The sequence below is a fragment of the Pseudoalteromonas sp. OOF1S-7 genome (assembly GCF_022347765.1).
Lineage (GTDB): Bacteria > Pseudomonadota > Gammaproteobacteria > Enterobacterales > Alteromonadaceae > Pseudoalteromonas.
Map to the genome: position 1 here is coordinate 145,436 of NZ_JAKRFZ010000002.1, position 11,974 is coordinate 157,409.

The window sequence follows — 11,974 nt, forward strand, 5'->3', positions numbered from 1 at the left end:
TTAGAAACATAGAAAAAGGGCCATTACAGCCCTTTTTTCAATTTAACAGCTTATGATGCATAGCGCTGTTCAAGGTAAGCAAAAGTGGCTCTTAATCCTAGTCCTTCGCCACCTACCGGTCTGCCCGGCAGCGATCGTAAGTTCCAGGCCATCACATCGAAATGCACCCAGGGCGTCTGCTCTGGCTCAACAAACTCTTTAAGGTACAAAGCGGCGGTGATTGAACCACCAAACGGGGTTGACCCACAGTTCGCCATATCAGCTACATCGCTCTTAAACAATGCCTTATACTGATCGAACAAAGGTAATTGCCAGATAGGATCCTGAAGCGCATTACCTTTGACAATCATCGCATTGGCGACTTCCTGATCGGTACTGTAGAAACCCGGCAACTCCGTGCCCAGCGCGATGCGGCAAGCGCCTGTCAATGTGGCGAAGTCGATCAGCAGATCGGGTTGCTCTGATTGTGCCTCTGCCAGCGCATCACACAATACCAGTCGACCCTCAGCGTCTGTGTTATCAATCTCAACCGTCAAGCCTTTACGCGTTTGGATCACATCGCCCGGACGAAACGCATTACGCGAAACCGCATTCTCCACGGCGGGGATCAGTACCCGCAACCGCACTGGCAGATTGGCGGCCATGATCATATGCGCCAGACCCAGAACATGTGCGGCTCCGCCCATGTCTTTTTTCATATTACGCATGCCGGAAGCCGGTTTAAGATCCAGGCCACCCGAGTCAAAGCATACACCTTTACCAACCAAAGTCAGTTTAGGTGCACTTTCATCACCCCAGCTCAGATCCAACAACCGTGGTTTGTTTTCACTTGCTCTGCCCACCATATGAATGGTTGGGTAGTTGTGCTCCAGTAATTCATCACCAACGATCTGAGTAAACTGTGCACCAAACTGGTCCGCCATTTCTGTGCAGATCTCTGCCATGTGTTGCGGCATCATGTCTGCGGCTGGTGTGTTGACTAAATCTCTGACCAGATAGATTGCATTCGCCTGGTCCTGCAGTTTTTTCAACGTGGTTTCTGAAGCAATCGCCAGCTTTGCACTGGGTGCAGATACTTTCTTATACGCATCGAATGTATATGCGCCAAGCAAGTAACCAAGTGCAGCCTGTTCAACAAACGCCTCATCTCCTTGCAAACGATAGGTGCCTTGCGGCAGCTGGGATGGCAGGTCACCCGCCAACCACATATCATCCAGCGACTCAGCCAGACAAAGTACGGCGCTAATTTCACCGCTCTGGACATCTGGGATCAACAGCGTTTTTTGTGCTTTTTGTCTGGTGGCCAACGTGATATTTTTAGCTTGTGGCGCATTTTCCTCTAACCAATCGCTTAGCTGGCTTTCCTTTAAAAAATGTACCGGTATTCCTTGTGATGAGTGAACAAGTAAATGACTCATACATGCCTCTTGAATTACATAAACCTGACAAGAGAATACCAAGGTGGGGAGAATATTTCACTCACTGGATGCACAAAGCGAAGTAATAATGCAGGAATAGCGCGCCAGAGCTACTTAATCAGATGATTCATCTTTGTTTTTAGGCTTTTTACTTATCGAGAACGAACTGGGTAACACATCGACTCCTAACCACTGACCAAGTTTAACAATGAGCGGAATCGTAATAGGCGCAAAAGGCAGCAAGGCAAAAACCCCCAGACCAAGTCCCTTTAATATATCAACAAATTGCTGATTCGCCGTCGCCAGCTCTTGTTTAGACACCCCACCATGTGGATAACGCTTATAAATATCCAGCATTGTACGGGTTTCTTGCTTTTCCTGAGCCAGCGCTATTTTTAAACCAACCAGAGCGCGCTTTAGCCTTAACTGTTGGCGCTTTTTGCTGATCCGTGCGACTCGAATGGGCGCTTTATGTACTACTTTAATTAATCGCATTCACGTACTTGGGAAATCTCAGTACTGCCAATACTAGCAGAAATAACAACTCGACGTTAGCCTACCGTGTTTGTATCAGCAGGCTCTAATTAATTAGTCTAATACTACACGAACCTGGACACTGGGTTGGTTAAATGAAGATTACAACAGTTCACATTTTGAACACTTCTGCACAAAAACCTGCTGTAGTACGCAATAATGATATTCCAGTTTGCCAATTCCCCCTCCGAAACGTCCCCATTAAAACACCAAAAATGAACACTTTTTGTACCACAAACAAAAAGTTATTGAAAAATTTGACCTTGTTAAATTCACTGCTACCTTTAATGTTGCAGTGAACATATTTGCAATTATCTTTAATTAAGAGTACATAGCAAGTTAATTAAAGATATGTAACTTGTGTGCATTGTGAAAATGACAACATATAATAACTGGGGAAACAGGATGAAACTACAAACAAACGCGCTCAGTCGTGCGATTAAATTTGCATTGGCGTCAACAGCGACAATGGGGTTAGCGGTGGCCAGTGTGCAGGCGGAAGAAGCTGACGCCGGTGCCGAAAACAAAAAAATAGAAAAGATTGCGGTCGTTGGTTCCCGCGCCGCGCCACGCTCAGTCGGTGACTCTCCGGTCCCTATCGATATTATCGGCGGTGATGATCTGAGCAAAGCTGGTGGCGATGACATGCTGGAATTGCTCAAAGGCTCAGTGCCCTCGCTAAACGTTCACGCTAACCCTATTAGTGACGCGGCCTCTTTGGTACGTCCCGCTAACCTGCGTGGCCTGCCAGCAGACTCAACCTTAATTTTACTTAACGGCAAACGCCGTCATCGCTCTTCCGTTATCGCCTTCTTAGGTGGTGGTATTAACGACGGTGCTCAGGGCCCGGACATTTCCGTGATCCCCAGTATTGCACTCAAGCAAGTTGAAGTACTGCGTGATGGCGCAGCGGCACAGTACGGTTCAGATGCCATCGCGGGGGTACTAAACTTTGTACTTAAAGATGCCTCTGAAGGCGGCAGTATCTCTGTCAAACAAGGTCAGTACTATGAAGGCGATGGTGACACAACGACTGTGGAAGGTAACATCGGCCTGCCCTTTACTGATCAGGGCTTTGCCAACCTGAGCTTTCAGTACAAAGAAGCCGATCCGACCAGCCGCAGTGTTCAGCGCCCAGATGCGCAAGCATTTATGGATGCAGGCTTAGAGGGTGTACGCGATCCGGCCCAGGTTTGGGGTGCACCCGAGATCAACGACGATATTTCCCTGTTTGGTAACGTTGGTCTTGAACTGACAAACGACTCACAGTTTTACATGTTCGGTAACTATTCAGAGCGTGATGTAAAAGGTGGCTTCTATTATCGTAACCCGACTACACGCCCTCAGGTATATGGTGGTGTGATCCGCAACGTGAATGGTGAACCGACCAGACGCCACCCTACAGATGAAGCACAGCAAGCAGCTTGGGACGCAGCGACTCCGACGGTGTTAGTGGGCTCACTTGACGGCTACGACCAGCAAATAAACTGCCCTGTTGTTGAACTTCAGTCAAACGGCCTGCCAGATCAAGCCGCCCTGGATTCGCTGGCGGCTGCAAACTGTTTTGCCTTCAACAATATTTTACCGGCCGGTTTCACGCCTTTCTTCGGTGGTAACATTACTGATACGTCACTGACCATAGGTACTAAAGGTGAGTTTACGGATGGTTTCATGAAAGGGGCGTATTATGATTTCAGCGGCTCAGTAGGTCGTAACGAATCACGCTACTTCATTACCAACACCATTAACGCTTCAATGGGTCCTGATACACCTATGGAGTTCAGCCCGGGTAAATACATCCAGCTTGAAAAGAACTTTAATGCTGATTTCTCGAAGGGTTATGACTTTGACCTGGCCTATGATGTCAACATTGCTGGTGGCCTGGAGTGGAAAGAAGAAACATTCGAAGTTATCCCGGGTGACGAAGCTTCCTTTATTGCCGGGCCGTTAACACAGCAAGGCTTTGGTATTGGCTCAAACGGCTTCCCTGGCTTTAAACCATCACAGGGAGGGGAATTTTCACGTCGCAGCTACGCAGCCTATGTGGATATTGAAACACCGTTTACCGAAGAGTTCCTGATGGGCTGGGCACTGCGTTACGAAGACTATGACACCTTTGGCTCGACAACCAACTACAAAGTGACCTGGCAATATCATGTGACTGAAGATCTTGCACTGCGGGGGTCACTCAGCACGGGCTTCCGCGCCCCTACGGTAGGTCAGGCGAATGTGAGTAACGTTCAGACAAACCTGAGCAGCGGTGTACTGGTTGACTCGGCACTGTTACCACCCACTAACCCCGTATCACAACTGCTTGGTGGTAGCGAGTTGCAGCCGGAAGAATCACAAAGTTATACCTTTGGTGCGGTCTATCAGTCGGGCGACTTGTTCCTGACAATTGACTACTACAACATTGAGGTGGAAGACCGCCTGAGCCAGTCGAACAAAATTGATTTAACACTGGAGCAAAAGGCAGCGTTAAAAGCCGATGGTGTGCCAAACGTAGACAGCCTGGCGCAGGTCTCTTTCTTCACCAACGACTTTGATACGACAACTCAGGGTGTCGACATCGTCGCCAACTACTCGATGGACCTGTTAGGCGGTTTTGCCACCTTCAGTGCGGCCTATAACTGGAATGAGACTGAAGTTGACAAGTTCTCCGACATTACCGGTGATTTTAAAGTGGCGCGTCTGGAAAAAGACCTACCACAGCACCGCGCAACTTACACCTGGACGCAACAATGGGAAAGCTTCTCAGGCTTCCTGCGTTACAACTACTATGGTGAATATCAGGGTGTACACGTAGATTATGACGCAACGGCAATCATGGCCGATCCGTCCTTTACATTTGATGCTGAGTTAACTTACTTTGCAACTGAAAACATCAGCCTGACTGTCGGTGCGAACAACATCTTCGATCAGGATGCAGAGAAAGTTGTCGACTTCCTGGAAGATGGTAATACAGAGCTTACCCCCTCTAATACCTGGGGTGGTATCTACTATGAGACGTCTCCATATGGGATAAACGGTGGCTTTTACTACGTGAAAGCAACCTACACATTCTAACGACTTACTGTAACCCAGAAACAAAGGGGGAAGTAGCTATAGCTATTTCCCCTTTTTATTTCTATCATGTATACAAAACTTTTTTAAAACCACATGTTACTGCTAGAAAGAGCCTCAGAATTACTCGAAGAAAACCGGCTACGCGAAGCCGAGTTTATGTTCAAGCAAGTCCTCAAACAGAACCCAAAAAACGGCAAGGCCCTGTTCGGTCTTGGCAGGATCTGTATGCGACTCGAACAGTATGACAACGCCATTTATTATCTCAAACGCGCCTGTGAACACCTGCCTAAGATGCTCGATCCCCTCTATGCGCTGGCAGATGCTTTTGTCGCAGTTGGCTCTCCCGTTGATGCTAAAACGGTGCTCGAGTATACGCTCAGTGTTGCCCGACATAATGCTCAGGCCCACTACCATTTAGGTCAGTTTTACCTCGACTACGGTTTTATTGATAACGCACGTAGTGTGTTTGAGGCTGGTCTTGCCTGCCCTCACTCAGCCATCACCGTGTTTATGATCCATGAATTGATCAAACTCACCGAAGGCGAAAAACTCAATGAATATCTGGCGTTACTCGATACGCTTGATGGCGACCTGGAAAACCCTAGGCTGCATATTGTTACTCACTATGCCAAAGCAAACGCCTACGAAAAGCTAGCAAATATTGATGCTGCTTTTAGTCATTACCAGCAGGCAAATTCTGCTCAGCATGCGCTTTGTGATTTCCACACCTCAGCCATGCAACCTTTCTTCGACTATTTAAAAACTAGCTTTAACGAAGCGTACTTTGCCAAGCCCGCAGACAAGGTCAAAGCCACCTTTACACCCGTGTTTATCGTTGGCCTGCCCCGCACAGGTTCGACCTTGCTGGAGCAAATGCTTATCCAACATTCTCAGGTCGGCTCTATGGGCGAAAGCACAGTGATCAGCGACGATATTGTGCCCTACCTGAGTATGCGCAACGAAGCACCATTCCCGGATTGTACCAAAACACTCAGTACCTCTATGCTGGATCATTGCCGTAACTTATACGTCGATGAAATAAAACGGCATCGCGTTGCAGAAGAGGCAGTGATCAACAAGCTGCCGGCTAATTTCCAAAATATTGGCCTTATCTACAAACTGTTCCCCGATGCGCGCTTTATTCATATGACCCGGGACTTTATGCCCAATGCATGGTCCGTATATAGCAACCACTTTGCTGAAGACGAGCCCTATTTCTGCTCTTTGCAGGAATATCAGCTCTACAGCGATATGACAGACGATGTAATGGCACACTTTAAAGCCATGTTGCCACGTAATATCCATACAATGAGCTACGAAAAGCTCCTTGAGGAGCCCGAGCGGGAGATCCGCAAGGCACTCAACTTTATGTACCAAAAATACGAGCCGGAGTGTATGGAGTTTTATAAGAGCCACAAAGTAGTATCTACCCTGAGCAAAGCACAGGTGCGTAAACCACTTAACACAGCCCCGCTGGTAAACTGGAAAAAATTTGAGGCGCAGATCACCAAAGAGCTGGCTTCGCCCGACTCACACTGACGGGACCTGCCCGAACCGCTCGAACCAGGCCAGCAAGTCAGTAAACTGGTCCTGCCTTGCAGCGCTGTGGGTTAACATATTGATATGATCATAATCATGCTGATGTCCATAGCGCCTTCCATAGACGACTATTTCCTGAATGCCGATACCCGACTCAGCCATAAATTGTTTGATGTCAATCGGCTGTGCCAGCGCTTTGTCTTTGACCCCGGCGATATGTAAGGTGGGTGGCAAAGCTCGCTCTTTGAGCGCCGCGGCGTAATCGAAACCATCATCGCTGTCTACCCACGGCAGGCGCTTTGCTCATTGAACACTCTGCGCATGAGACTTGCGCGTTTCATTGTCTGAGCCCCATTTAAGCCGTCTGGCAGGCAGGTAACCATGCTTTTTAACCTGCCAGAACGCCAGGGTATACCAGATAAGGTTGGCTTTAAGCAGCTTCTCCGGATGACGATTATAGAGACTGCGTTTTGTACCAAAGTACACATTGGCACTGACATGTTCAATTTCCTCAGGAAACCTGGCCAAAACACTATTTAATAGTACCCCACCCCATGAATGCGCAACCCAGAATTGAGGGCGTTTACCCGTTTTGGTCGTTATGAAGTGCAAAATAGCCGGAATATCTTCAACAATCGACTCCGTCTGACCATGTGTATCCGCTTTACTGATAGCAGGTTTGCTGTCCCCTCTGCCACGTAAATCAGCAACAAAACACTGATATCCCTGATCTGCCAGAAAAGGCGCTAACCCCTTATTGCTCTGGGTGTAAAAGATCCTTCCGTTTTCAACTGCACCATGTATGAACAACACAGCCGGACCTGCTTTTTGTTCATGGTAAATATGGCGCAGGTGTAGCTGATGACCTTCGCTAACAGGCACATAGAGAGAGTTTTGTCTGATCATGTCAAAGTATAGAGTTGTTTTTTAAACTCATCGTACCAGTGAGTCATAGCCATCGCAAGCGCACCCACCCAGTCAATAATGATAAAGGCGCAGCGTAACGCGGATAATTTAGATATAATGGCGCATTAATGTAGTAAGTAAAAAGTCAACCGATGCATCCCAGAAACAAACACCTACATGGCTACGACTTTGTCCGCCTCTGCAAGGCAAGTCCAGCATTAAAGCAACACTTACTTAGCAACCCTCATGGTCATGACACCATAGACTTTAGCGATCGAAATGCCATCGTAGCACTGAACCAGGCGCTCCTTGCCAGCGACTACGGCATACAGTTCTGGCAACTACCTGAGCCATTTCTGTGCCCGCCAGTGCCCGGGCGTGCCGACTATATCCACGCGCTGGCGGATTTACTTGCCCAGGACAATCAGGGTGAAATCCCCACCGGCAAGCAGATCCGCTGTCTCGACATTGGAACCGGTGCCAACCTGATCTATCCGCTGCTCGGCCAGGCTGAGTATGGTTGGCAGTTTACCGGCTCAGACATCAACCCCATGGCAGTTTCAGTAGCGCAAACGCTGGCCAAAGCCAACGGGCTGGGGATCAAAATCAGACAACAAAAAAATCAGCACGCCATTTTCAGTGGCATCATAGGGGCAAAAGACAGTTATCACCTGACTATGTGTAACCCGCCTTTCCACGAAAGTGAAGAGGCTGCACAAGCTGGCACAGCGCGAAAATGGCGCAATCTGGGTAAATCACAACGATCCGAGAAGTTGAATTTTGGTGGTCATGCCCCTGAACTCTGGTGCCCGGGTGGTGAGCTGGCCTTCATTAAATCTATGATCGACGAAAGCCAGAATTTTGCTGAGCAGGTTGGCTGGTTCACCTCACTGGTCTCTAAAAAAGATAACCTGCCTGCATTGCAACAAGCCCTGCAAAAGGTCAAATCGCGTGATATCAAGGTGGTTAAAATGCAGCAAGGCCAAAAAACCAGTCGTTTTATCGCCTGGCGCTTTTAACTAATATACAGAGCTCAGAGTTTATTGAGCTCTGCCTTATAGTGCTTTCTGCATACCGATACATAGCGATCATTACCACCAATTTCGACCTGAGCGCCGTCCGCAATCGCGCGCCCTGTCGCGTCCAGTCTTAATACATGGTTGGCCTTGCGACCACAGTGGCATACCGTTTTCAGTTCAATCAGCTTGTCCGCCCAGGCCAGTAAATACTGTGCACCTTCGAACAGCTCGCCGCGGAAATCGGTTCTGAGTCCGTAACATAGCACCGGGATCCCCAACAGATCGACCACATCGGTTAACTGCGATACCTGCTGCTTGCTCAGAAACTGGCTCTCATCGACCAGAATACAATCCAGAGATTGCTTGTCATGGCACTGATTAATCAAGCTTAACAGATCCGTTGTACTCTCATATGTATGCGCATCGGCTTCAAGTCCGATCCGCGATGCCACTTTGCCAACCCCGGCACGATCATCAAGCGCAGCTGTCAGAATAAATGGGTTCATTCCCCGTTCGCGATAATTAAATGCAGATTGCAACAAAGTGGTAGATTTACCCGCATTCATTGCTGAATAATAAAAATATAATTGCGCCATGTGCTTGTATCAGCCGCTAAAAAATTCGCGATAGTCTACCCAAACTGAACCGAATAAGCCAGCCTAGTCAAATACCAGCCAGGGCGCCGGCGCAGGAAGCCTGCTGCTGTCCTGGGCATCACCCGGATAACTTTGACGATTAATGTAAGCAATATAAATATGATGCAGCTCGGTGGTACTTAAGGAAGACCACAGGGCTTGTGCCGTTGAGGCATGCTCCTCCCTGAACTGTTTAGAAAAAGTCAGATAACCAAAGCTGATATCCAGTGGTGGGTATACCGCTTTTAGCTGTCTGCGATACGGAAATGCCGCAACCGCCTTACCATCCACCTGGCATAAACCGAATGTACCTTGTACTTTGCCCTTGAGTACCAACTCAAAAGCATCACTTTGAGAATCGGTATTCAGGATCGTATATTTATCACTGCCTACCGAATCGGCCACCGAGTACCCTCTTGGCACTGCCAGGTCGATTGGATAGGTGTGCTCAGAAATGGCAGTTTGCAGTTGCGTCATACCCACCAGACAAGTGCCCAACCGACTGATGGAGCTTAGCGTGTTTGGAGAACCATCTTCGTTAAGTGGATATGACAAAAACGCCTGCCGTGACTGGCGGTAGCTGGCGATAACGGCATCCACACGATTGCGTTTGATCTCATAGAGGCAACGCTGCCAGGGTTTACGCACAAACTGAAACTGTACGTCATCGACCTGAGTTTCGAGTTGTCTTAAAATCTCTATTGTCGCGCCGGGATTTTCCTGTGGCACATCAAGCCCGTTACCCAGAAAAAATGGCGGAATATGCTTGTCCTCATAACACAGCCTAATTGACACATTTGCAGCCACCTGGCAGCAGACCAGCAAAAATATCAAAGAAATAACAGTAAATCGCATTAAAACAGACTTTTAGTCGGGCTTTCTCTTATTATATAACCCACCTGTAGGCTTGGCTATGACGAGCCTGCATTACTGGGTAATTTTTATCCCTTCGTGGGCTAAGAGCCAGGATTTGCGCGCCAACCCGCCGGCGTAACCCGTCAACTTACCGTTTGCACCAATAATCCGATGGCAAGGTACTATGATACTGATTGGGTTTTTGCCATTGGCAGAACCAACCGCCCGCACGGCCTTTGGGTTTTCAAGCTTATTCGCCATCCAGCCGTAAGTATTCGTTTCCCCAAAAGGAATTTGACACAGTAACTGCCACACAGCTTGCTGAAAAGGCGTGCCCTGAGTGTCCAACGCCACATCAAAGCAAGTGCGTTGCCCTGCAAAGTATTCAGTTAACTGCTCACAGGCACGCTCAAGGTGAGTATTGCTGCCATCTGGATACCGGGATTTAGGCGCAAAGCCTACATAACTCAGCCCTTTATCCGTCGCCTGTAGGGTAACGTCGCCAACCGGGCTCGCTAAAGTGGTTTGAACTTTCATAATTTGCTCCTGTGTATAAATACGTGCCTATGCGAGTTGCTGCCATAAGTGAAAAGTCAGATAGCTTCTGAATGGGGCGCAACCGGGTTCATTTATCTCCCCGACTTTATCCACCGCTTTTCGCACGCCCAAATCGCCGCCCAGGTAAATATCAGGGGCGCTCAGGCCGCGCATTTTTGCATAATCTACGGTCCAGGGGCCAATACCTTTGATTGTTAACCAGGACTGTGGGGTGCAATCCGGCTCATTGACATAGTGCTGTGCCAGCGCGATGATAGCCTGTTTACGCCGCTCAGGCATTTTAAAAAACGCCAGCTCGGATGCCGCTATCTCAGCGGGACCGGGAAACTGATAGCTGCCATCTTGCAGTGGCTCACCCAGTGCTTCCACAAGCTGGATCATCAGGTTTTTAGCCGCAACCACGCTGATCTGTTGCCCCAGTATAGCACGTACGCCAGCCTCAAACGGCGTCCATATCCCCGGCAACCTAAGTCCCTCTTGCAGCACAACTCCATCGCAATGCTGTTGCAAATGCGCGTTGATAAACACGGCGTCAGCATCCAGGTCCAGAATACGGCGAATATTACTTACCACCAAAGGTAGGCCTTTCAGGTCGTTCATTTCAATCAGTACTCTGAAGCGGTTGTGTTCTTTTTCAAAGTAAGCGCTAAAGCGCCCCTGGTACTCATCCAGGGTAAAATTACGACCATACGAAGTGTCGTCTAACCATTCCAGTCCAGTGACCAGGCGGTGCGCTAAAAACTCTCTGAGCAAAAGCCAGTTATATGGTGGGCGGAATGCCATCATTAGTTCAATCTGGCGACAGGCCTGTGCACCTCGGCGTAAGCTGGAAGGTGTTATCTGATGTAGCCGGCTAAAAGCATCATTAAATCGACGCAGGGAATTAAACCCGCAGGCATAAGCTACCTGAGTAATCGGCAACGCAGTTTGCTGCAACAGTTGCTTTGCCAGATCGCATTGTTTGAACAAAGCATATTGCTTGGGCGCGATGCCATAATACTGCTGAAATAACTTGCCCAAATAACGAGGCGTGATCCCCAGTTTTTCGGCCAGCTCCGCGACACTTGCACTGCTTAGGAAACCATTGTCTATCATACGCTTGGCTCTAACCACAGTCGTCTGCGTGCCCATCCAGGCATAACTACCCGGCGCGCTGTCAGGCCGACAACGAATACAGGGCCTGAAGCCTGCCTGGGCTGCTGCATGCGCGTGCTGATAATAAACCACATTGTGTTCTTTTGCCGCCGGTGCAGGACAGATTGGGCGACAGTAAATGCCGGTGCTTTTCACTGCCACATAAAACAACCCATCGAACCGAGCGTCTCTGCTTTTTCGTGCCTTTTCGCAAATTTCTGAGGAAAACATACTTTACTCTTGTGTGTGACCCGGACTCAGTGTAACTCAATCGGGACCTGATACTGGCCATATTCGGAACCCAATACAA

Annotated in this window: 9 protein-coding genes and 1 pseudogene; 3 read left to right on the plus strand and 7 right to left on the minus strand. The window is 48.6% G+C overall.

What is annotated here, in order from left to right; translation table 11 throughout:
- Window positions 1-50: 50 nt before the first annotated feature.
- Both MHN33_RS03595 and MHN33_RS03600 read right to left on the minus strand, forming a co-directional pair.
- Complete coding sequence (locus MHN33_RS03595) at window positions 51-1,418, minus strand: leucyl aminopeptidase family protein (protein ID WP_239395506.1); 1,368 nt, start codon at window positions 1,416-1,418, stop codon at window positions 51-53.
- A gap of 114 nt (window positions 1,419-1,532) precedes the next feature.
- Window positions 1,533-1,913 carry a hypothetical protein gene (locus tag MHN33_RS03600; protein WP_239395508.1) on the minus strand — a complete coding sequence of 127 codons (381 nt, stop codon included), beginning with the start codon at window positions 1,911-1,913 and terminating at the stop codon, window positions 1,533-1,535.
- 444 nt (window positions 1,914-2,357) lie between these two features.
- On the opposite strand from MHN33_RS03600, the gene MHN33_RS03605 reads away from it, so the two are divergent.
- Window positions 2,358-5,018, plus strand: a complete 2,661-nt coding sequence (locus MHN33_RS03605; protein ID WP_239395519.1) for a TonB-dependent receptor — start codon at window positions 2,358-2,360, stop codon at window positions 5,016-5,018.
- Between the two features lie 93 nt (window positions 5,019-5,111).
- A complete protein-coding gene (locus MHN33_RS03610; protein ID WP_239395522.1) occupies window positions 5,112-6,557 on the plus strand; it encodes a sulfotransferase in 1,446 nt (481 codons plus the stop codon).
- On the opposite strand, the pseudogene MHN33_RS03615 reads toward MHN33_RS03610, so the two are convergent.
- A pseudogene (locus MHN33_RS03615) lies at window positions 6,549-7,463 on the minus strand (alpha/beta fold hydrolase). The gene MHN33_RS03610 and the pseudogene MHN33_RS03615 sit on opposite strands and share 9 nt — an antisense overlap.
- Before the next feature lie 152 nt (window positions 7,464-7,615).
- On the opposite strand from MHN33_RS03615, the gene rlmF reads away from it, so the two are divergent.
- Window positions 7,616-8,482 carry a 23S rRNA (adenine(1618)-N(6))-methyltransferase RlmF gene (gene rlmF, locus MHN33_RS03620; RefSeq protein ID WP_239395524.1) on the plus strand — a complete coding sequence of 289 codons (867 nt, stop codon included), beginning with the start codon at window positions 7,616-7,618 and terminating at the stop codon, window positions 8,480-8,482.
- Between the two features lie 14 nt (window positions 8,483-8,496).
- Here rlmF and MHN33_RS03625 read toward each other — a convergent pair whose 3' ends face one another.
- The 4 genes from MHN33_RS03625 to MHN33_RS03640 form a co-directional block, all read right to left on the minus strand.
- The gene (locus tag MHN33_RS03625; protein ID WP_239395526.1) at window positions 8,497-9,078 is read right to left on the minus strand and encodes a thymidine kinase; all 582 of its coding nucleotides are present in this window, start codon (window positions 9,076-9,078) and stop codon (window positions 8,497-8,499) included.
- A gap of 63 nt (window positions 9,079-9,141) precedes the next feature.
- Window positions 9,142-9,912, minus strand: a complete 771-nt coding sequence (locus tag MHN33_RS03630; protein ID WP_239395528.1) for an amino acid ABC transporter substrate-binding protein — start codon at window positions 9,910-9,912, stop codon at window positions 9,142-9,144.
- A gap of 132 nt (window positions 9,913-10,044) precedes the next feature.
- Window positions 10,045-10,509: a methylated-DNA--[protein]-cysteine S-methyltransferase gene (locus tag MHN33_RS03635; RefSeq protein ID WP_239395530.1), complete on the minus strand. Its 465-nt coding sequence runs from the start codon at window positions 10,507-10,509 to the stop codon at window positions 10,045-10,047.
- Between the two features lie 27 nt (window positions 10,510-10,536).
- Window positions 10,537-11,895: an AlkA N-terminal domain-containing protein gene (locus tag MHN33_RS03640; protein ID WP_239395532.1), complete on the minus strand. Its 1,359-nt coding sequence runs from the start codon at window positions 11,893-11,895 to the stop codon at window positions 10,537-10,539.
- Window positions 11,896-11,974: the final 79 nt, after the last annotated feature.

Coding starts and splice junctions, on each gene's coding strand:
- MHN33_RS03595 (WP_239395506.1), bottom strand. CDS start 1,418: ATGAGTCATTTACTTGTTCACTCATCACAAGGAATACCGGTACATTTT.
- MHN33_RS03600 (WP_239395508.1), bottom strand. CDS start 1,913: ATGCGATTAATTAAAGTAGTACATAAAGCGCCCATTCGAGTCGCACGG.
- MHN33_RS03605 (WP_239395519.1), top strand. CDS start 2,358: ATGAAACTACAAACAAACGCGCTCAGTCGTGCGATTAAATTTGCATTG.
- MHN33_RS03610 (WP_239395522.1), top strand. CDS start 5,112: ATGTTACTGCTAGAAAGAGCCTCAGAATTACTCGAAGAAAACCGGCTA.
- rlmF (WP_239395524.1), top strand. CDS start 7,616: ATGCATCCCAGAAACAAACACCTACATGGCTACGACTTTGTCCGCCTC.
- MHN33_RS03625 (WP_239395526.1), bottom strand. CDS start 9,078: ATGGCGCAATTATATTTTTATTATTCAGCAATGAATGCGGGTAAATCT.
- MHN33_RS03635 (WP_239395530.1), bottom strand. CDS start 10,509: ATGAAAGTTCAAACCACTTTAGCGAGCCCGGTTGGCGACGTTACCCTA.
- MHN33_RS03640 (WP_239395532.1), bottom strand. CDS start 11,895: ATGTTTTCCTCAGAAATTTGCGAAAAGGCACGAAAAAGCAGAGACGCT.